Origin of the sequence: Bacillus sp. RZ2MS9, assembly GCF_001816185.2 — a bacterium.
In the GTDB taxonomy this organism is placed as follows: domain Bacteria; phylum Bacillota; class Bacilli; order Bacillales; family Bacillaceae_G; genus Bacillus_A; species Bacillus_A cereus.
On sequence record NZ_CP049978.1, the window covers coordinates 4963453 to 4985198 of the forward strand.

Consider the following 21746-nt stretch of genomic DNA (forward strand, 5'->3'; position numbering starts at 1 on the left):
ACAAACAAAAAGAACCATAACCTCACCAACCTGGCAAAATTATGGTTCATATTATACAAAATAAAAAACCACCAAATATGTATTGGTGGAGACGGTGGGAGTCGAACCCACGTCCAAAAATATCGGCACTTAAGCTTCTACGAGTGTAGTCGATATATTAGCATTTCGCGAACTCTTCGGCCTATCGACAGGCTTCCAAGTTGCTAGTCTGGTTATTCTCTTCCTTTGTCCTCAGACGGCGAACTCCGGCGTAGTCCACTTAGTTTGAGTCCCTTACCCTACCACATGGACGATGGAGGGAGGAACCTTTAGTGCAATTAAGCAGCTAAAGAAAGATTGTTTTGTTTGCCAATTATAGGCTTTGACGTTTTAACGAGGCCGATCCCCTCGACTCGCAACCTAAGCTCGAACTATCCCTGTCGAATCCGTAACGTCCCCATGATAAAAATGGAGCATACGAAGAAAATATCGTGATAGCTACTAAGAGCTGTTTTTCAATGTGCAACAACCTTACATAAGTTATTATAACATACGCGCTCCATTTTACAAATGTAAATATCTGTATTACATCTTTTGGCGATCACGGAACGCGCGTGCAATTTCACGTTTAGCTTCTTTCTCTTTTAAATCGTGACGTTTATCGTATTGCTTCTTACCTTTTGCTAAACCAAGTGCCATCTTTGCAAATCCATTTTTTAAATAAATTCTAAGTGGAACTAATGCGTAACCTGTTTCTTTCGCAGCGCCCGCTAGTTTATCAATTTCTTTTTTATGCAGAAGTAATTTTCTCGTACGAAGTGGATCATGGTTGAAACGATTCCCTTGTTCGTACGTATTAATGTGCATATTATGAACCCATACTTCACCATTATGTACACGTGCAAACGCATCTTTCAAGTTTACGCGTCCAGCGCGAATCGACTTAATTTCCGTTCCTTGAAGGACAAGCCCTGCTTCGTATGTTTCTTCGATGAAATAATCATGAAATGCTTTTTTATTCTGTGCAATAACCTTACCTGTACCCTTTGGCATATAACGTCCCTCCTCTATTTTTACTATTGTAACAAATGTTAATAAAAAGCGAAAGTGGCTCGCTCAGAATCTTTGGACATTGGAACTCCCGACAGAGAAGCGCTTTTTGCTTCGGCCGAGGGAGTGAAATGGCCAACAGATTCTAGCCACTGTAGCTGGATTCCATTAAAAGCGAAAGTGGCTCGCTCAGAATGTGAGGTGGATGGAGCTTCTGACCTTGAGGCGCTCTTTGCCTCTGGGGAAGAAGCGAAGCCGCCGAACATTCTAGCCACTGTAGCTGGATTCCAATAAAAAGCGAAAGTGGCTCGCTCTTAAGCCACGAAGAAAAAAGAAAAGGCCCCGCTTTTCATCAAAGCGAAGCCACTCTTTTCTTACTTACGCTTTTTCTTTTTCTTCTTGAATCCTGGTACGTTTTCGAAGAATGCTTTTTTCTTCTTACCGTTACCATCTTTTTTTCCTGGCTGGCTAGCAGAAGCGGATGCGGATGCAGATCCTCTTCCTTTTCCTTTACCACCACGGTCAAATTTTCTACCTGTGCCACGTTCACCGCCGCGCTCATTACTGCGCTCGCTACGTCCACCGCGTTTCTTTCTGCCTGTTCTTGGCTGCTCGATAACGACTGGACGATCTTTGAACTTACGGCGAGGTGTGCCTTTCATGCCAACGATTTCAAAGTCGATTGCACGCTCGTCTTTGTTTACGTTAATAACGCGAATTGTAATTTCGTCACCGATGCGGAATACGTTTCCTGTACGTTCTCCGATCATAGCGAAATGTTGCTCGTCATAACGGTAGTAATCATCCGTTAAGTAGCTAACGTGTACAAGACCTTCAATTGTATTTGGAAGCTCTACGAATAAACCGAAGTTTGTTACAGAGCTAATCATACCGTCATACTCTTCACCGATCTTATCAACCATATACTCTGCTTTTTTCATCTCATCTGTTTCACGCTCTGCTTCAACAGCACGGCGTTCCATATTAGAAGAGTGCTCTGCAATCTCAGGTAATTTTTCACGCCATTTTGCTTGCGTTTCGTTGTCGACTTTACCCTTAATAATGTATTCACGAATTAATCTATGAACGATTGTATCTGGGTAACGACGAATTGGTGATGTGAAATGTGTGTAGAACTCAGTTGATAAACCGAAATGTCCTAAACTATCCGCATCGTAACGAGCTTGCTTCATAGAACGAAGCATAACTGTTGAAATAACTACTTCTTCTGGCTGTCCTTGAACCATTTCAAGAATTTGTTGCAGCGCACGAGGGTGCACTTCATTCGCACGTCCTTTTACCGCATATCCGAAGTTCGTTACAAACTCGAAGAAACGCTCAAGCTTATCTTCTTTCGGATCTTCATGGACACGGTACATAAACGGTACGTTCATCCAGTGGAAGTGCTCTGCTACTGTTTCATTCGCAACAAGCATAAATTCTTCAATTAACTTCTCTGAAACAGAACGATCGCGCATGACAACGTCTGTCGGTTTTCCTTCTTCATCTACTAATACTTTCGCTTCTTTAAAGTCAAAGTCAATTGCACCACGGCGCATACGTTTTTCACGTAAAATTTGTGCCAATTGACCCATCTCTTTAAACATCGGTACGAGCGGCTCATAACGCTTAATTAACTCTTCGTCCTCATCTTCTAAAATGCTTCTTACGTCAGCATACGTCATACGCTCTGTCGTTTTAATCACACTTTGGAAAATCTCGTGTTTAACAACATCACCTAAGTTGTTGATTTCCATTTCACAAGATAACGTCAGACGGTCTACTTTCGGATTTAATGAACAAATACCGTTAGATAGACGATGCGGAATCATCGGGATTACACGGTCAACAAGATATACACTCGTCGCTCTTTCCGCTGCTTCAACATCAATTGGAGAGCCTTCTTGAACGTAATGACTTACATCCGCAATGTGAACGCCTAGCTTGTAGTTACCGTTCTCAAGCTTCGTTACTGTAACAGCATCATCTAAGTCTTTCGCATCTGCACCATCAATCGTTACGATCATTTGATCGCGCAGGTCGCGGCGATCTTTTAAATCTTCTTCTGAAATCGTTTCTGGTACACTGTTTGCATGCTCCATCACTTCCTCAGGGAATGCTAAAGGTAAATGATGTTTATGAATGACAGATAAAATATCTACTCCTGGATCATTTTTATGACCTAGAATTTGAATAACTTCACCTTCTGCGCTTAAACGATTCTCTGGATAGCTCGTAATTTTCACAACTACTTTATGACCTTCTACAGCACCCATTGATGCGCTTTTCAAGATAAAGATATCACTCGTCCAGCGCTTATTGTCAGGTATAACAAATCCAAAGTTTTTCGATTCTGTATATGTACCAACTAGCTCTTTCGTGCCACGTTCTAAAATGCGTACAATTGAACCTTCTTGACGCGAACCGCTCGATTGAGAACTAAGGCGTGCTAATACTGTATCGCCATGAAGTGCACCGTTTAATTCTGTAGGCGGGATGAAAAGATCATCGTCTCCCGTTTTCTTCTCGTCTGGTACAACGAATGCAAAACCACGTGCATGTCCAATTAACTTACCTCGTACTAAATTCATCTTTTCAGGAAGACCGTAACGGTTGCTACGTGTACGAATAACAAGTCCCTTCTCTTCCATCGTTACAAGTGCCTTTACAAAATCTTTAAAACCCTCAGAACCTTCAATTCCAAATGCCTCTTCTAACTCTTGTATCGTTAGCGGTTTATACGCTTCTTCTCTCATAAATAATAACAACTTATCAATATGTTCTTGTATGATTTCTTCCAAGCAAAAATACCTCCTTTAAAACCTTATATTATTTAGTGTATCCGAAAGATAGGGGATGTATAAAGTGAAACTTCAATACTCCCCTTATGATTTTTACAGTTTTCACAAAAAATTCCTTATGAAAAAAAGAGGCAACTAGATCTTACCAATCTAGTTGCTCCAAGAAGTTATATACATCCTCATGTAGCTCGTCACGTTGTTTATCAAGTGTAATGACATGCGTAGAGTCTTCATACCATTTAATGTCTTTTAACGTAGATTCTACACCGTTATAAATAATGTTAGCACTATCTGTATTAATCATTTCGTCATGACGTGCTTGTACAACAAATGTTGGCGCATAAATCATATCCACATTGTTACGTACGTCAGCAATTAATTGTTGTAATGCTTTTAATGTATTCATCGGTGTCTTTTGGAATTCCAACATTTCTTGTTCAATTTGTTCAGGTGATTTTTGCTCACGTTTTTTATATTCGCGGGCATATGCCAATATACCTTGGTACATCGTTTCTTCACTCTTAATATACATCGGTGCACACATTGGTACTACACCTAAAACCGGTACTGTATAACCTAATTTTAAAGAAAATACGCCGCCAAGTGACAATCCAACAACAGCAATTTTCTCAAAACCTTTATCTTTTAAAAGCTGATATGCCTCCGTTACATCTTGCCACCAATCTGTAGGCCCTGTATGAACAAGCTCTTCTGGTGGTACACCGTGCCCTTTATAAATTGGCGCATGACAAGTATAGCCCTTCTTTTCTAAGAAACGCCCTAACATACGTACATCAGCTGAGTTCCCTGTGAATCCATGTAGTAATAAAACAGCGCGGTCTCCACCCTCAAATGTAAATGGTTTCGGAGATGCTAATTTCATCATGTATTTCTCCTCTTTCTCTTCTGTAATCTAGTCGTATTCTTTCTATATCTAGTGTACCATATTTGTATTTCTATAATCTAATTAGAAACATCTTTCAAATAGCAAAACAAAAAAAGAAGAACCATTAGTACCATTCACTAACGCTTCTTCTTTCAATTTTATAAATTGAAGTACGTAACACCAATTGTTAATACAAAGAACAATACAGCTAAAACAATTGTAATACGGTTTAATACCGCTTCAATTCCACGTGCCTTTTGCTTACCAAATAATTGCTCCGCACCGCCTGAAATTGCACCTGAAAGGCCTGAGCTATTACTAGATTGCATAAGTACCATAACAATCATTAAAATCGATACAATAATAAGTAAAACTGATAATAACGTATGCACTTGGCGTACCTCCTACAAAGATTCAGTTATTGTAACTGTAGCATAAATTCTATAGAAAAGCGAGAGCTATAGAGGCGCTCTCGCTTTTCTTCTATTACATAAACATCATCGCAAATAACGGTCCAAGTAAACATGTCAAAATTGCTGTTAATGTCATTGTTACCGATCCAATAACACCTTCATGTTCGTTATTTTTCATCGCTCTCATCACGCCCATAATATGAGAAGCACATCCAAATCCGATACCTTTACCAACTGAATTTGTAACACGGCTCCATTTTAATAAAAGGGGTCCTGTAATCGTTCCAGTAATACCTGCGATAACAACGAAAGCTGCTGTTAAGGAAGGTACACCACCGACTTGCTCTGAAACACTCATCGCAACTGGCATTGTCACCGATTTTGGTAATGACGATAAGATTAAGCTTTTATCCGTTCCCATAAGTGAAGCAATCGCAAAATCACTAGCGATTGCAACTGTTGTACCTACTAATACCCCGCCAGCAATCGGTACAACATATTTTTGCAGAACATGACGTTGTTTATAAAGAGGAATTGCAAATGCTACAACACCGGGTCCAAGTAGCTTTGCAATCCAGCCACCACCACTTTCCATATAATGTTGATATGGTATATCAAGCACGATAAATAGGAAAGCCATTAATCCAGTTGCTACAAGCATTGGAATGGTGAATGGTGTTGGAAATAATTTATAGATTTTTTTAGATAATTGATATAATAGCACCGTAAAAAGAACCCAACCGATTCCGATTAATATTTGGCTCATCGCGACTCTCTTTCCTTCCTATTCGCAAGATATTGTCCTGTATGTCCTGCGACAATAATAATTAAAAATGTACTCGCTACAACTGTAATGAAAAGAGAAATTCCTTTACTCATAAAAAAAGCACCGTAATTCATTAGGCCAAGCGTTGGCGGAATTAATAAAAACGGCATAATAGCAACGAGTGTTTCTGCTCCTAAATCGAACCATTTCACTGGAAGAACTTTTAGGCTAAGTAAAACAAGTAAGAGGAACATTCCAATCAAACTTCCTGGAATCGGAATATTTAACATTTCTTGCACCCAAGTTCCAACCATATAAAACACGTAAAGAGCAGCAATTTGGACAAGAATCTTTGTAAATTTCATGTTCATCATCCCTCATGTTTATACGATCTTCTGTTAATATCTTTATCATAGTATAAATTGTAAAAAGCTGCAATTTATCAACTTGACAGCAAAAACAGCCTATGTTATACGCTTACAACCTTGATATGACTGCATTTCCAAACGAAAATTACGTCAAAAACCTTGACCTAATATAAAAAGTTTTTATTTTCTGAATTTAAAAGACTATTATTTCAATAAAATAATCTTTTTATCCTTAAACTTACATATATATAAAGTGAAACTTTAATCATTGAGGTTTTCCTCATCCCCATTAATTATTATCCCTCACCAAGCGGATTTGTACCGGATAAACAAGATAGGTGGTGAACATATGCCAAAAAAAATTCTCATTTTTTGTGATCCTGGGATTGATGATACGATGGCTCTCCTCTTAGCATTCTTTATCGATGAAATAGAAATCGTCGGTATCGTTGCTGATTACGGCAATGTTCCAAAAAAAATGGCCGTAGAAAATGCTCATTTTTTTAATAACGAAACAAAGAATAGAAATATCAAGATATTCGGTGGTTCAGAACGTCCCCTTACAGGTGCCCCACCTGCGTTTTTTACGGATGTACATGGGAAACAGGGGCTCGGTCCAATTATTCCAAAGGTGAATGTGACTAACGGAGAAATGGAGAATTTTTTTGAAGTCATTCCTCTTATTGAACAGTATAAAGATGAATTAATCATTGTGAGTTTAGGAAGACTTACCTCCCTAGCAATTTTGTTTATCATGTGCAAACAGTTAATGAAACAAATTAAATCTTACTACGTAATGGGCGGTGCCTTTTTACATCCTGGTAATGTTACCCCTATTTCCGAAGCAAACTTTTATGGCGATCCTACTGCCGCTAATATAGTCCTTCAATCCGCAGTTAACATGTACATATACCCATTAAACGTCACTCAATACTCCATCATTACACCAGAAATGGCAGAATACATTGAGGCAAAAGGAAAAGCTCCACTTGTCAAACCGTTATTTGATCATTATTACTACGGATATTATAAAGACGCCCTACCACATTTAAAGGGGAGCCCCTTCCATGACACAATGCCAATACTCGCTTTATTTGATAACTCTATGTTCACGTATCATAAATCACCTATTGTTGTCATGACAGAATCCTCTGCACAAGGAGCAAGCATAGGGGAATTTCGCTCTCTAGTGAACCAGAAGCCATTTATTGATTGGCCGGTTCATCAAATCGCAATTGATTTTGACTATAACCGCTTCTTCAAACATTTCATGTCACTTATGACGGGTGAACAATTTTAGCATAAAAAAACAGACCGTGATTTCTCACGGTCTGTTTTTTTATTTTCTACAATTATCGTTTGATGTTATAGAAAGATTTGATACCATCGTAAACAGCGATTTCGCCTAGTTCGTCTTCGATGCGTAATAATTGGTTGTACTTAGCAATACGGTCAGTACGGCTCATAGAACCAGTTTTGATTTGGCCAGCGTTAGTTGCAACTGCGATGTCAGCGATTGTAGCATCTTCAGTTTCACCAGAACGGTGAGATACAACTGCTGTGTAACCAGCACGTTTAGCCATTTCGATAGCTTCGAAAGTCTCAGTTAAAGTACCGATTTGGTTAACTTTAATTAAGATTGAGTTAGAGATACCTTTTTCGATACCTTCAGCAAGTTTTTGAGTGTTAGTTACGAATAAATCATCACCAACTAATTGTACTTTATCACCGATACGCTCAGTTAATAATTTGTGACCATCCCAGTCGTTTTCGTCTAAACCATCTTCGATAGAGATGATTGGGAAGTCTTTGCAAAGCTCTTCATAGAAATCAACCATTTCTGCAGAAGTTAAGCCAGTACGGCCTTCGCCTGCAAGGTCATATTTACCAGTTTCTTTGTTGTAGAACTCAGAAGAAGCAACGTCCATTCCTAAGAATACGTTCTCGCCAGCTTTGTAACCAGCTTTTTCGATAGCTTCGATGATTACTTCTAAAGCTTCACGGTTAGAACCAAGGTTTGGAGCGAATCCACCTTCGTCACCTACTGCAGTGTTAAGACCTTTGTCATGTAATACAGCTTTAAGTGCATGGAATACTTCAGCACCCATACGGATTGATTCTTTGAATGTTGGAGCACCAACTGGTAAGATCATGAACTCTTGGAAGTCAACGTTGTTATCAGCGTGAGAACCACCGTTGATGATGTTCATCATTGGAGTTGGTAATTGTTTTGCATTGAATCCACCAAGGTAACGGTATAATGGAAGACCTACGAAGTCAGCTGCTGCGTGAGCTACTGCCATAGATACACCAAGGATAGCGTTAGCGCCTAGTTTACCTTTGTTTGGAGTGCCATCTAATTCGATCATAGCACGGTCGATACCAGCTTGGTCAGTTACATCGAAACCTTCGATTTCTGGAGCGATAATTTCGTTAACGTTGTTTACTGCGTTAATAACACCTTTACCAAGGTAACGAGATTTGTCACCGTCACGTAATTCTACTGCTTCGTGTTCACCAGTAGATGCACCACTTGGTACGATAGCGCGTCCGAAAGCGCCGCTTTCTGTATAAACTTCTACTTCTACAGTTGGGTTACCACGAGAGTCAAGGACTTCGCGAGCATAAACATCAATAATTGTTGGCATAATAAATTCTCTCCTTTTTATATAAGCAAATTATTTAATAATTGTTTTACCTGTCATTTCTTTCGGTTGTTCCACATTTAAAAGTGTAAGCATTGTTGGAGCGATATCTCCTAAAATACCACCTTCACGAAGCTCTACATCATTTTTTGTAACGATGAAAGGAACCGGGTTAGTTGTATGAGCTGTCATAGGACCGCCATCAGCAGTTAACTCCTGATCAGCATTACCATGGTCAGCAGTAATAAGTGCTACACCATCTTTTCCAAGAATCGCTTCTACAACTTTTCCTAAACATTCGTCAGTTGCTTCTACTGCTTTAATTGTTGGTTCCATCATCCCAGAATGGCCAACCATATCACAGTTCGCAAAGTTAAGAATGATAACATCATGTTTATCATTTTCGATTTCATTTACTAAAGCGTCCGTTACTTCGTAAATGCTCATTTCAGGTTTCAAGTCATACGTTGCAACCTTTGGTGAGTTAATTAAGATACGTTCTTCTCCTGGGAATTCAGCCTCACGACCACCGCTAAAGAAGAATGTAACGTGCGGATACTTTTCAGTTTCCGCGATGCGAAGTTGCTTTAATCCCGCTTGCGCAACAACTTCACCTAAAGTGTTATCAAGGTTCATTGGCTTGAATGCCACGTATCCATCTACAGTTTCACTGAAGTGTGTCATACATACGAATTCTGGAATGTGAGGTACTTTTTCACCACGATCGAACTCACGGAAGTCTTCGTTTGTAAATACACGAGCAATTTGAATTGCACGGTCTGGACGGAAGTTATAGAAGATAACTGCATCATCATCATTGATTGTTGCAACTGGCGTGTTATCTTCGTTAACAATTACAGACGGCAATACGAATTCATCATAGATACCGTTCGCATAAGAGTCTTCTACACACTCTTCTGCTGATTTATAAGTAGGGCCTTCACCATTCACCATAGCACTGTAACATTTTTCTACGCGATCCCAACGCTTGTCACGGTCCATAGAGTAATAACGACCAGAGATAGTCGCGAATTGTCCTACTCCTGTTTCTTTAATTACTTCATTCGTTGCATCGATATAACCTTTTGCTGTTTGTGGTCCAACATCGCGGCCGTCTAAGAATGCATGGATATAAACTTTCTCCACGCCTTCTTTTGCTGCTAAGCGAAGAAGAGCAAACATATGGTTCATGTGACTGTGCACACCACCGTCAGAAAGTAAACCGAATAAATGAAGTGCAGTACCTTTTTCTTTTACGCTTTTAATTGCATTTTGAAAAGTTTCGTTCTTATCGAACTCGCCTTCACGAATTGCAACGTTAACGCGTGTTAAGCTTTGATATACTACGCGGCCAGCACCGATATTTAAGTGACCAACCTCAGAGTTACCCATTTGACCTTCTGGAAGACCTACTGCCTCGCCACAAGCTGTAAGCGTTGTGTGAGGGAATTTGTTCCAGTAACCATCAAAATTAGGTTTCTTAGCTTGTGCTACAGCATTCCCGTAAGTTTCTTCACGAAGTCCGAAACCGTCAAGAATGATTAAAGCTGTTGGCTTTCTCATTTTACCGCCCCCAGAAGACCTAAGAACGAAGCAGGCTCTAAGCTAGCACCGCCAACTAAAGCGCCGTCGATGTCAGATTGTGCCATATACTCTTTAATGTTTTCTGGTTTTACGCTACCGCCGTATTGGATACGAACAGCTTCTGCAGCTTCTGGAGAAACAGCTTCTGCAACAACTTTACGGATGTGCGCACATACTTCGTTTGCATCTGCAGAAGAAGAAGATTTACCTGTACCGATAGCCCAGATTGGCTCATAAGCGATAACAGTTGCTTTAACTTGCTCTTCTGTTAAACCTGCAAGTGCTTTTGTAACTTGACCTGCTACTAGATCAAATGTTTTTCCGCTTTCGCGCTCTTCTAAAGTCTCACCACAACATACGATTGGTGTTAAACCATGTTCAAATGCTGCGATAGTCTTTTTATTTACTGACTCATCTGTTTCAGCAAACATTTCACGACGCTCAGAGTGGCCAAGTACTACATAGCCAACTTTTAAGTCGCTAAGTGCTACTGGGCTAATTTCGCCAGTGAATGCACCATTTTTTTCGAAGTGCATGTTTTGTGCACCTACTTGTAAGTCAGTTCCTTCAGTTGCTGCTACAAGGCGCTCTAAAAATAGAGCTGGAGAGCAAACTACTGCATCAACAGCTGAAGCTGCTGGGATTTGACCTTTAACTTCCTCTACGAAGCTAACTGCTTCAGATAGAGTTTTATTCATTTTCCAGTTACCTGCGATAATTGGTTTACGCATGCTTTGCACCGTCCTTTTTCTTTGGCTGCTACTTATTTGTCGTTAAGACAAACTACACCTGGAAGCTCTTTACCTTCCATGAATTCTAATGACGCACCGCCGCCAGTAGAAATGTGGCTCATTTTATCAGCCATACCGAATTTTTCAACAGCTGCTGCAGAGTCACCACCGCCGATAACAGAGTATGTATCTTCTGCATCTGCTAATGCTTGTCCTACTGCTTTTGTACCTTCTGCGAATGGAGTCATTTCGAATACACCCATTGGTCCATTCCATACAACAAGCTTAGAATTTTTAATTACATCTGCATAAATTTCACGTGTTTTAGGACCGATGTCCACGCCTTCCCAGTTAGAAGGGATAGAGTCGATACCAACGATTTTAGTTGTTGCAGTTTCAGAGAATTCCTCAGTGATTACAACATCAACTGGCATGTAGAAGTTTACGCCTTTTTCTTTTGCAAGTTGCATAAATTCTTTAGCTAGTTCGATCTTGTCGTCTTCACATAGAGATAGACCAATTTCATGACCTAAAGCTTTAACGAATGTGTAAGCAAGTCCACCACCGATGATTAAGTTATCTACTTTGTCTAATAGATGACGAATTACACCGATTTTATCTTTTACTTTCGCACCACCGATGATAGCTGTAAATGGACGTTCTGGGTTAGAAAGTGCTTTACCAAGTACATCTAACTCTTTTTCCATTAATAGACCAGATACTGCTGGTAGGTAGTCTGCGATACCTGCTGTAGAAGCGTGAGCACGGTGAGCTGCACCGAATGCATCGTTTACGAAGATGTCAGCAAGTGCTGCAAATTCTTTCGCAAGTTCTGCATCGTTCTTTTCTTCGCCCGCATAGAAACGTACGTTTTCAAGAACTAATACGTCGCCTTCGTTCATTGCTGCAACCATTTCTTGTGCAACTGGTCCGAATGCTTCGTCCGCTTTTTTAACGTCTTTACCAAGAAGCTCACCTAAACGTGCTGCTACTGGAGTTAAACGCATTTCTTCTACTACTTGACCTTTTGGACGGCCTAAGTGACTTGCTAAAATAACTTTCGCACCTTGCTCTACTAAGTATTGAATTGTAGGAAGAGCTGCACGGATACGAGTTTCATCTGTAATTTTGCCTTCTTTCATAGGTACGTTGAAATCAACGCGGCAAAATACACGCTTACCTTTTAAATCTACGTCACGAATTGATTTTTTGTTCATTGGATTTCCCTCCGACTACTAGTTAGGATTGACAAAACCCACTCAAAAGCTTAACACATTTGCTTTTAAAACGAAAGAAGAGAGAGAGGGAACAAACCCTCTCCCTCGTTTTGTCATTGATAACTTATATAATTAAGAATTAAAGACCTTTTGAAGTCATGTAAGCTGCTAGGTCTACTACGCGGTTAGAGTAACCAGTTTCGTTATCGTACCAAGAAAGTACTTTAACCATGTTACCTTCCATTACCATTGTAGATAATGCATCGATTGTAGAAGAAGCTGTACATCCGTTATAGTCGATAGATACTAATGGCTCTTCGCTGTATCCAAGGATACCTTTTAATTCGCCTTCAGCTGCTGCTTTGAATGCTGCATTTACTTCTTCAACTGTTACTTCTTTGTCAAGTTCAACAACTAAGTCAACTAGAGAAACGTTAGCAGTTGGAACACGTACAGCGCCACCGTTTAATTTACCTTTAAGTTCTGGTAATACTAATGCTACAGCTTTAGCTGCACCAGTAGATGTTGGGATCATGTTTTCAGCTGCTGCACGAGCACGACGTAAATCTTTGTGTGGTAAGTCTAAGATTTGTTGGTCGTTAGTGTAAGAGTGAATTGTTGTCATCATTCCGCGTTTTACGCCGAATTTTTCGTTTAATACTTTAGCGAATGGAGCTAGACAGTTTGTAGTACAAGAAGCGTTAGATACTACGTTGTGGTTAGCTGCATCGTATTGTTCGTGGTTAACACCCATAACTACAGTGATATCTTCGTCAGAAGCTGGAGCTGAGATGATAACTTTCTTAACTGATCCACCTAAGTGTTTCTCAGCATCTGATTTTTTAGTGAAACGGCCAGTAGATTCTACTACTACTTCTACTCCGTAGTCGCTCCATGGTAATTGAGCTGGGTCACGCTCAGCGATAACTTTAATTTCTTTACCGTTAACAACGATGCTGTTTTCGTTAGCAGATACTTCTGCATTTAAAGTTCCGTGAACTGTGTCATATTTTAAAAGGTGAGCTAATGTTTTAGCATCTGTTAAGTCGTTGATTGCTACTACTTCTACCTCAGAGTTGTTAAGAGCTGCGCGGAATACGTTACGTCCGATACGTCCAAATCCATTAATACCAATTTTAGTCATTTGAATTTCCTCCTTGGGGGATTATATTAAAGGGTAAAACCCTTTGTTAACTGTTTTGCTGCACCTTCATCTGTAATTAGAATTGAAGTGTGCCCTTGTTTAATTACAGCCTGTATTGCTTTTGCCTTTGAAGAACCTCCAGCGACTGCAACAACATGAGATACATTTTGTAAGTCCTCTAGTTGCATACCAACTGTTCTTACTTTATGAACAACATTTCCTTCTTCATTAAAGTAGTAACCGAAAGCTTCGCCAACTGCTTCGCTTGCCTGAATCTTTAACCAATCTGCTTCTGAAGTACTTCTGCGACGTGCCATTGTTAACGCATCACCTATTCCATGAATGACGATATTGGAAGATCGAATCAACTCAAGAACTTCTTTCACGGAAGGCTCTGTCACAATAGACGCATATGCTTCGCTACTAACATGGTCTGGAACATACAATAAGCGATAATTACTCATCGTATTTTGCGCCATCTTGGCACAAATGGTATTGGCTTCTAATTCAACACCTTCTCCAATCCCACCACGTGCTGGGACAAACAGCATATGTAAATCTTTGCAATCAAGTTGCATCATGTCCGCAGCAGCAGCTAGCGTAGTTCCTCCAGCCACAGCAACGATATTATTCGCTGTCAGACGGTCTTTTATACAAGTCACACAAGCACGGCCCATCTCCAGTTTGACCCAAGGTGATTCATCACTATCACCAGGGACAACGAAAACTTCATCCAAGTCTAATGTTTCCTTAAGTTGCTTTTCTAAAACCTTTAACCCGGAAATTTCTTTCATAAAGTCTTCCAAAGCAAGAACTAAAGCTGTTCCTTCTTCTGTCAAAGTCATTCCAGAAGAAGCGACGTGAACTAAGTTTTGTTCTTTCAAAACTTGAACTTCACTTCGCAATACTCGTTCTGTCATACCGAGACTTGCTGATAAGTTTCTTCTTCCAATCGGCTGCATGAGCCTAATGTATTGAAGAATTTGCATTCTCGTTTGCATAACAGGTAGCAGATCAGGTAATAATTTTTTTGTGTTCTGAATCCATGAGCGCATATCTTTTCTCCTCACTACATCGGTTCATTTTCCCTCGTGGTCACTTTACGTCCCGTAGTGACATTTTGTGTCCCACATAGGTTAAAAAAATAATCCCTGCTACGTGTATTATTGTAACAGGAGATAGAAACTTATTCAACTCTTAACTGCATTCTTTATATAGTTTATTATGACACCTTTGTGAATGTTACCATATTCTACTTGTTTTCCGTCCATTTCTACAACCGGAATCATTAAGTGATATTTTTCTAAAAGGTCATTATCTTCATATATATCTATTTCCTCGATTTGAAAAGAATATTCACATTGTACTTCCTGTAAAACTTGTTTCGCCTTCACGCAAAGGCCACAATCTTTTTTAGTATACAGTACAACTTTCATCTTCTTCACCTATCCGATCGTTTTTCGTAATGACGAAGCTGGGATATGCATTTGTTCTCTATACTTCGCCACTGTTCTTCGAGAAATAACAATTTCATGCTCTTCTTCTAATAATTTTGAAATCTTTTGATCTGAAAGTGGCTTTTTCTTATCCTCTGCCCCAATTAGCGTTTGAATAAATTGTTTTACACGTTTTGTAGAAACTGCTTCATCTTCAGTCGTCGAAACGGCATTGCTAAAGAACGATTTCATCTCAAATAAACCGTGTGGTGTTTGCACATATTTATTTCGCGTCGCACGACTAATTGTCGATTCATGCACACTTAACTCTTCCGCTACCTCTTTTAAAGCGAGAGGTCTTAAATACTCTGGACCTTTCCAGAAGAAATCACGTTGTTTTTCCATAATAATAGTCATTACTTGCAGCAATGTCTGTTTTCTCTGCTTCAAACTGCGCATAATCCACTGCACATGCTGATACTTTTCTGATACGTAAGATGCTACTTCACTTTCACTATTATTAAGAAGCGCACTATATTCAGAATGAATTTCAATTCTCGGCATATTTCTCTCATTCATTTGTAAAACGAGGCGATCGCCATCTTTTTTCACCGCCATATCAGGTACAATGTAAAGTGGTTTATCTGAAGAAAACGCAAGACCTGGTTTTGGTTGTAATGACGTTATACAATTTACCGCAATCTGCAATTCCTCATTACTACATTTCAACACTTGAACGAGCTTTCGCCAATCTTTCTTCACAAAATAAGCGAAATGATCTTCTACAACCTCTTCTGCTAATCCATTACGTCTTTGTAAGCGCTTCAATTGTAAGGTTAAACATTCCTGAATATTACGCGCCCCTACCCCTGCTGGCTCCAGTGATTGGACAAGCTCTACAGAACGGTCGACTACATGAATATGTGCAGAAAGGAGCTCTGCTAACTCTTCATTCGTTTCTTGTAAATATCCATTTCCATCCATGTTCATAATAATGAAAGAAGCTACTTTTCGCTCTTCTTCATCTATTTTATAATACTGTATTTGATTTAATAAATGTTGCTGAATCGTTGTAGAATCCACACTGTAGATCTCCATCTGATTCTCGACTTGTTTGCTGGTACTTTTACTGTTGTTAGAGCTCTTTTTCTTCTCCCTCTCAAAACCACCTAACTCAATAAGGGGATTCTCTAACGATTGCTCATACAAAAACTCCGATAATTCTTGTACATTATACTGGAGCATTGTAATCGCTTGCCTTAACTCTTGTGTCATTGCCAAACGTAAGCTTTGTTCTTGTAAAAGACTTGCCTTCAAACTAATCTCCCCCTTGTTTCTATTGTACAATAAGTTTGGTAAAAGGAGAATCCTCACGCAGACACCCATTCCAAAATATTATTAATTTATATGTATTAATGAGATTTACAACTTACAACCGAAATTTGAATAATATTGAAAGAAAATAATAAAGTGAAACTTTAATCAGTGGGGGGTTTTGTCCATCCCCACTGATTATTAGCCCTTACCAATCGGGCTTTTACGGGCAGTCCGATCCCCACCTAACTTCTTTGCTTCCGCTGAATTTTGAGGTGGGGGTCTTACTGCCCGTTAATGCGGATAAAATTTTATAACCACATACTAATAGTAACTCTTAATTTTATATATAACAACATTAAATTTCTCTCTGTTCAATTCCAAAATAAAAAGAGCAGTTTAGGTATAGTGACGCTTCACTATGCCTAACTACTCTTTTATGATTTTTGTTAAGGAAGAAACCTTTTATTCAACGCTAAGGAACTTTGATTCCTAATTACATAGGAATCATAGAGATAATCATTTGATTCACTAGACGCTCCTTGAATTCCCCTCATCTCTTCCACAGACAACTCAACTATTTTTTTCACGCTTCTCTCGCCACTACTATCCATCATTTTTTGTTTTCTTTTCGAAAAAAATCTCATTATTTATTCCCCCCTACAACTAATTATTTTTTAACAGTTGACTAAATTTAAGGCTCTTACCACTTCTTAACACGCCTTTCGGATAGACCTTCGCTGCAAACATAGCAATTAAGCTGATACTAGCTAATAATACAACCATAGATGTAATAATTTCTAAACTCCCAACGGATCCATTAATAATCCTAACTACCATACTAATTGGAGCTGTAAACGGTACATATGATGTCACTCTTGATACTAGCCCTTCAGGGTTATCAAGTACTACTAATAACTCCACCACTAAGCTTCCCATCAATATAAGAGTAATTGGCATCGTTGTTCCAGATAATTCTTCTGGCCTGCTTACCATAGAACCAAACACTGCGAAAAGTGCCGCATAAACGAAGTAACCGAGAACAAAATATAACAAGAAATATGCAGCGTGCTCACCTGTAATCATATTTACATCAATATTCACTCCAAAAAACGAATCCGATACCTTAAAAATTCCAGATTTAATATATAGCGCCATACTAAAGAAGAAGATAAATAACTGTGTCAAACTAGCAAGACCGACTCCTAAAATTTTCCCGAAAACCATATGGACAGGAGATACTTTTGTAACCATCACTTCCATAACACGTGAGGCTTTCTCTGATGCAACTGCTGTCGCGATAGCATTTCCATATGAAGTGATCGCTAAGTACATAATCGCTACTAATAAATATACTAGTAAAAATGAACTTGTTTCTTCATTATTTAAGTTTTGCTTTGTCGCTTGCACGTTCATCGTCAATGATTTCACAGCCTCTTCTGATAACTGCTGCTTAACTACCGCACTTTGAAAATACTGATTTTGTACAAATACCTGTGCACTTTGAATCAACTTAGGATTATCTAGCTTCATAAAGTAATCTAATACTGGTTCAGCACCCGCACCCTCTTTTAATATAAAGAGCGCTTCGACTTTCTTATCTAACAATTGTTGCTTATATTGATTTAATTTTGTTTTATCTCCTAAAGACCAATCCCATTCTGGCAGAGCTTTACTAAGATTAGATTGATCCACCGTAACATTGGGTGCTTCAGAAATAAATACAACCTTTGCTTTTTCTTTCTCCCCAGAAAACTTTTGTACTAAAGTTGGAAAAGAGAATAAGAATATCCCTCCTCCTATTAATAACAATGTCATCCCAATAAATATTTTCGTTCTCACACGGTCCCAGTATGTTTGCCCTAAAACAATCCAGAAATTCCTCATTACTTATGCACCCGCCTTTTCAACAAAGATTTGATGTAAAGAAGGTTCTTTAATAGAAACATCTCGGATATATTGTTTAGTTTTAATATCTTCAAGCAGCGAAAATGCATCCTCTCCATCATTAACTTTAATCATGAACGTACGATTAACTTTTTCAAAATTGAAATTTTTCTTCTTAAGAATAGGTTCAATATCCCCTTCCGTTTGCAACGTCATATATTTATATTGATAACTTTTCTTAATATCTGACAAAGCACCCGATAATACAAGTTGACCGTTTTTCATAATACAAATTTCCTCACAGAACGTTTCTACACTGTCCATTTGATGACTACAAAAAATAATCGTTTTTCTTTGCGCAATTAACTCAAGCACAACATTTTTTAACATCTCTGCATTTACAGGATCCAATCCACTAAATGGTTCATCTAGTATGATGAATTCCGGATTATGCAATATCGCTGAAATCAATTGGATTTTTTGTTGATTTCCCTTTGACAATTCCTCTGTTTTCTTCTTTAAATGTGGTGTCATTTCTAATTTTTCTAGCCATTGTAACGCATGCCTTTTTGCAAGATTAGCTGGCATTCCTTCTAACTTGCCGAAATACACCAATTGCTCCACTACATTCATTTTCGGGTATAATCCACGCTCTTCTGGTAAATAGCCAATAGATAGGTCTTTCTTTGAAAAAGGGCGATTATTCCATAGAATTTGGCCGCTATCCGGTTTGATTAAATCTAAGATCATACGAATCGTTGTCGTCTTACCAGCACCATTTCGGCCCAGCATCCCTAAAATTCCACCTTCTTCTACACGTATATTTAAATCATTAACGGCTTTATATTCACCAAATGTTTTATTTAATCCTTGAATTTCAAATGCCACCCATAACAGCTCCTTTTAGCTTTTTACGAAATAAATAACCGCCATTCCTAATACAATCCCGCCTACCATCAACAAAAACTTTTTCATAACTATTTCCCCTTTCATTTACTTGTTAAGTTGTATCTTTATCATAGACTTCTTTCTGATGCTATTGTCCGCAATCCGTACTGTATTTACCGTAAAAAAGCGAACCACTCTTATGTGGTTCACCGCAATTTCAACAGATGAAGTTGATTGTATGAAAACTTCTTAAATGTTATTATAAAAATATTCAGAAATTAAATGATGTACCTACAAAGAGAGGTGTCCAAACCGTTGCAGATACAACGTAATTTCGTTTTCATTTCATGTGTAACTATCATGTATTTTTGTTTACAAGGCTATATCTTATATAAAATAAACCAACCATATAGTGGAGTTCTTATTTCTAAAACAGACTCAGCTACATACACAATAGCAAAAATTAAATCCTCCGGTTGGGCTTTTCATACGGACTTAAAAGAAGGAGATATAATCTATTCGATTAATAAAGAAAAGCCTCATTTAGGAATACTTCCTGGATATCAAAACCAATCACTAAATGCATCAGAAATACAAGTTAAAAAAGATGATATCACCCAAACTTATAAAGGAACACAACATTTCATTGATTATCGTGACAAAATCATTTCTGTATACTTCCCCTTCCTACTCGCTTTTATTTGTTTAGGGTTATCTATTTTTCTTTATACAAAGAAGCCTTTGAACCGGGAAACATTCTTTTTGATCACGTTTCTATTCATGACTTCCTCAAGTCTTCTAATTGCAGTTGAATCTGGTAAAGGTGATTTTATCGCCCTCATTATTTTAAGTATTGTATTTCAAGGTACACCTATGTCTCTCATTTTATTGTTGAATGAATTATTTAAGAAAAAGCAACTATACGTCATTTCTATGAGATTTCTAAAAATCGACATTGCAATTGGCATTATTTTATTATCACTCTCTATTTTAATGATGTTCATTCCATTTCCCGTAGTTAATACCGATGGATTAGAACTAATTTACCTTTCAATAAATATTATCTTTTGCATATACTTTTTAATCCGTGCCTATATCAAATATCACAATACAGTACATAAACCATTTTTAAAATTAATGCTCACGATTCATTCCATTGCCTTCTTTCCGTTCGTTACACTCTATGCTCTTCCAGATGCAATATTCAGTACACCGATTCTCTCAGCAGATATTGGAGCTATGTTCCTAATCGCTCTTCCAATCGGTTATTTTTATTTAGTAGCGACGAAGCAGATCTTTGATATAGATTTTGTATTTGATCGTTTACGGTATTACGCATTTCTGTCACTAATCCCAACTCTATTAATTGCAATCATTACGAGCTGGAGCATTTATTACAAAGACAATTTTCTCTCTCGACTACTGCAAAGTTTTATTATTATTTTTCCGTTAAACATTCTATTTCTCATATTAAAAGAAAGGTTAGATTTTACCTTTCGTAATCACCTCTTTCGGACTAAAACAAACTTATACGTAAACATTGAACAGTTTACCGCACAGCTATCATCTATTATGAAAACAGAAGAGTTAGAGAAAAAATTCACTAATGAAATCGTTTCGATGTTGAAACCTTCTTTTATTCAATTTGTTCAATATAATATGAAAGACAACACATATACACAATGTAACGGATATGGACAAACGAAAGATTTCACACTTTCTAAAAAGAAAAAATGGAGTATGGCAGCATTACTAATTAATGATTTATTAGAGGATGATGGATGCATCGGCATTTACTTATACTCTACTAAACATATAAAACACTACATCTGGATTGGAACAAAAGTGAATAATATCAAATATAATACGCATGAGAAATCATGGTTCATCACTGTCACGACATACGTCCGTCTTATTTACGAAAACTTGTATACCATTAATGAAATTATTCATTCTCTAGAGCAGGAGAGTTTAGAATCCAAAACAAATTCTGCAAGCTTATCACGCCTACTCTTTCAAATTTCTGAACAAGAAAGGCGCCGACTCGCTTCAGATTTACACGACTCTGCATTACAGGATCAAATCGTATGGTACCGTAAACTAGATTCTTTACTAAAAAACAAATCCGTTCCACTAGAATTAAAAAATGAACTAAAAAAAATCCATTTCGGTATGCACGATGTAATACAACAAATTCGCGACACATGTAATGAATTGCGTCCATCACTTTTATCAGATGCTGGTTTAATTGGTGCATTAAGAGAATTGCTAGCCCAAACACAATTGCGTGTGCAGTTTCAAATTCAATTTGATCATGAATCAATTCAAGAACATCATTACGATTTTGACAAAATTTTATCTTTATATCGTATCATTCAAGAACTACTAACAAACGCAGATAAACATTCCGAGGCAACCATCGTATCGATTTTTTTATGGGAAGAGAATAACTGTATTTTCCTAGACTACCGAGACAACGGCAAAGGTTTTAATATAGACACTCCCTACTCTCCTAATCAGCATATGGGGCTTTCCGGTATAAAAGGAAGGCTTCAATCAATTGGTGGAGAAATACATATAGTATCCGAAGCTAAAAAAGGACTTCAAATAAACATTACAGTTCCGAGGTGGTAAATA

The 21746-nt window shown here is 38.2% G+C and carries 20 protein-coding genes and 1 other RNA gene; 3 read left to right on the forward strand and 18 right to left on the reverse strand.

What is annotated here, in order from left to right; all coding sequences use genetic code 11:
- Window positions 1-83: 83 nt before the first annotated feature.
- Window positions 84-438: a transfer-messenger RNA gene (ssrA, locus tag BHV55_RS25445) on the reverse strand.
- Window positions 439-564: 126 nt separating this feature from the next.
- Complete coding sequence (gene smpB / locus BHV55_RS25450; protein ID WP_001123919.1) at window positions 565-1032, reverse strand: SsrA-binding protein; 468 nt, start codon at window positions 1030-1032, stop codon at window positions 565-567.
- A gap of 123 nt (window positions 1033-1155) precedes the next feature.
- Here smpB and BHV55_RS25455 point away from each other — a divergent pair, with 123 nt between their 5' ends.
- Window positions 1156-1323: a hypothetical protein gene (locus BHV55_RS25455; protein WP_168369329.1), complete on the forward strand. Its 168-nt coding sequence runs from the start codon at window positions 1156-1158 to the stop codon at window positions 1321-1323.
- 80 nt (window positions 1324-1403) lie between these two features.
- Here the strand turns inward: BHV55_RS25455 and rnr are convergent, their stop codons facing one another.
- The 5 genes from rnr to BHV55_RS25480 form a co-directional block, all read right to left on the reverse strand.
- Window positions 1404-3830 (reverse strand): ribonuclease R, encoded by a 2427-nt coding sequence (gene rnr / locus BHV55_RS25460; RefSeq protein WP_070757718.1) that lies wholly within the window; start codon window positions 3828-3830, stop codon window positions 1404-1406.
- Between the two features lie 142 nt (window positions 3831-3972).
- Complete coding sequence (gene estA, locus BHV55_RS25465; RefSeq protein ID WP_000761986.1) at window positions 3973-4713, reverse strand: carboxylesterase; 741 nt, start codon at window positions 4711-4713, stop codon at window positions 3973-3975.
- Between the two features lie 161 nt (window positions 4714-4874).
- The gene (secG, locus tag BHV55_RS25470; protein WP_000557264.1) at window positions 4875-5108 is read right to left on the reverse strand and encodes a preprotein translocase subunit SecG; all 234 of its coding nucleotides are present in this window, start codon (window positions 5106-5108) and stop codon (window positions 4875-4877) included.
- A gap of 94 nt (window positions 5109-5202) precedes the next feature.
- A complete protein-coding gene (locus tag BHV55_RS25475; RefSeq protein ID WP_000078304.1) occupies window positions 5203-5895 on the reverse strand; it encodes an LrgB family protein in 693 nt (230 codons plus the stop codon).
- A complete protein-coding gene (locus BHV55_RS25480) occupies window positions 5892-6260 on the reverse strand; it encodes a CidA/LrgA family holin-like protein (protein WP_000673222.1) in 369 nt (122 codons plus the stop codon). The genes BHV55_RS25475 and BHV55_RS25480 overlap by 4 nt, the downstream gene beginning before the upstream one ends.
- A 352-nt stretch (window positions 6261-6612) precedes the next feature.
- On the opposite strand from BHV55_RS25480, the gene BHV55_RS25485 reads away from it, so the two are divergent.
- On the forward strand, window positions 6613-7563 hold the full coding sequence (locus BHV55_RS25485) for a nucleoside hydrolase (protein ID WP_070757716.1): 951 nt from the start codon (window positions 6613-6615) through the stop codon (window positions 7561-7563).
- Between the two features lie 52 nt (window positions 7564-7615).
- Here BHV55_RS25485 and eno read toward each other — a convergent pair whose 3' ends face one another.
- From eno to BHV55_RS25540, 11 genes are all read right to left on the reverse strand, one after another.
- Window positions 7616-8911, reverse strand: a complete 1296-nt coding sequence (gene eno, locus BHV55_RS25490; protein ID WP_001142111.1) for a phosphopyruvate hydratase — start codon at window positions 8909-8911, stop codon at window positions 7616-7618.
- A 30-nt stretch (window positions 8912-8941) separates the two neighbouring features.
- Window positions 8942-10471 carry a 2,3-bisphosphoglycerate-independent phosphoglycerate mutase gene (gene gpmI, locus BHV55_RS25495; protein ID WP_070757714.1) on the reverse strand — a complete coding sequence of 510 codons (1530 nt, stop codon included), beginning with the start codon at window positions 10469-10471 and terminating at the stop codon, window positions 8942-8944.
- Window positions 10468-11223, reverse strand: a complete 756-nt coding sequence (tpiA, locus tag BHV55_RS25500) for a triose-phosphate isomerase (RefSeq protein ID WP_001231038.1) — start codon at window positions 11221-11223, stop codon at window positions 10468-10470. Before tpiA ends, gpmI begins: the two co-directional genes overlap by 4 nt.
- Before the next feature lie 32 nt (window positions 11224-11255).
- The gene (locus tag BHV55_RS25505; protein ID WP_001036350.1) at window positions 11256-12440 is read right to left on the reverse strand and encodes a phosphoglycerate kinase; all 1185 of its coding nucleotides are present in this window, start codon (window positions 12438-12440) and stop codon (window positions 11256-11258) included.
- A gap of 139 nt (window positions 12441-12579) precedes the next feature.
- Window positions 12580-13584: a type I glyceraldehyde-3-phosphate dehydrogenase gene (gene gap, locus BHV55_RS25510; RefSeq protein ID WP_000161236.1), complete on the reverse strand. Its 1005-nt coding sequence runs from the start codon at window positions 13582-13584 to the stop codon at window positions 12580-12582.
- A gap of 26 nt (window positions 13585-13610) precedes the next feature.
- A complete protein-coding gene (gene cggR / locus BHV55_RS25515) occupies window positions 13611-14639 on the reverse strand; it encodes a gapA transcriptional regulator CggR (RefSeq protein ID WP_001258185.1) in 1029 nt (342 codons plus the stop codon).
- A gap of 135 nt (window positions 14640-14774) precedes the next feature.
- Window positions 14775-15020, reverse strand: a complete 246-nt coding sequence (locus BHV55_RS25520) for a glutaredoxin family protein (RefSeq protein WP_000869730.1) — start codon at window positions 15018-15020, stop codon at window positions 14775-14777.
- Window positions 15021-15029: 9 nt separating this feature from the next.
- On the reverse strand, window positions 15030-16337 hold the full coding sequence (rpoN, locus tag BHV55_RS25525) for an RNA polymerase factor sigma-54 (RefSeq protein WP_000647952.1): 1308 nt from the start codon (window positions 16335-16337) through the stop codon (window positions 15030-15032).
- A 446-nt stretch (window positions 16338-16783) separates the two neighbouring features.
- The gene (locus BHV55_RS25530; RefSeq protein ID WP_001210632.1) at window positions 16784-16981 is read right to left on the reverse strand and encodes a hypothetical protein; all 198 of its coding nucleotides are present in this window, start codon (window positions 16979-16981) and stop codon (window positions 16784-16786) included.
- Between the two features lie 19 nt (window positions 16982-17000).
- Window positions 17001-18221: an ABC transporter permease gene (locus BHV55_RS25535; RefSeq protein ID WP_001243609.1), complete on the reverse strand. Its 1221-nt coding sequence runs from the start codon at window positions 18219-18221 to the stop codon at window positions 17001-17003.
- A 3-nt stretch (window positions 18222-18224) separates the two neighbouring features.
- Window positions 18225-19109 carry an ABC transporter ATP-binding protein gene (locus BHV55_RS25540; protein WP_000863493.1) on the reverse strand — a complete coding sequence of 295 codons (885 nt, stop codon included), beginning with the start codon at window positions 19107-19109 and terminating at the stop codon, window positions 18225-18227.
- 282 nt (window positions 19110-19391) lie between these two features.
- Between BHV55_RS25540 and BHV55_RS25545 the strand changes: the two genes are divergently transcribed.
- On the forward strand, window positions 19392-21743 hold the full coding sequence (locus BHV55_RS25545) for a sensor histidine kinase (protein WP_423220432.1): 2352 nt from the start codon (window positions 19392-19394) through the stop codon (window positions 21741-21743).
- Window positions 21744-21746: the final 3 nt, after the last annotated feature.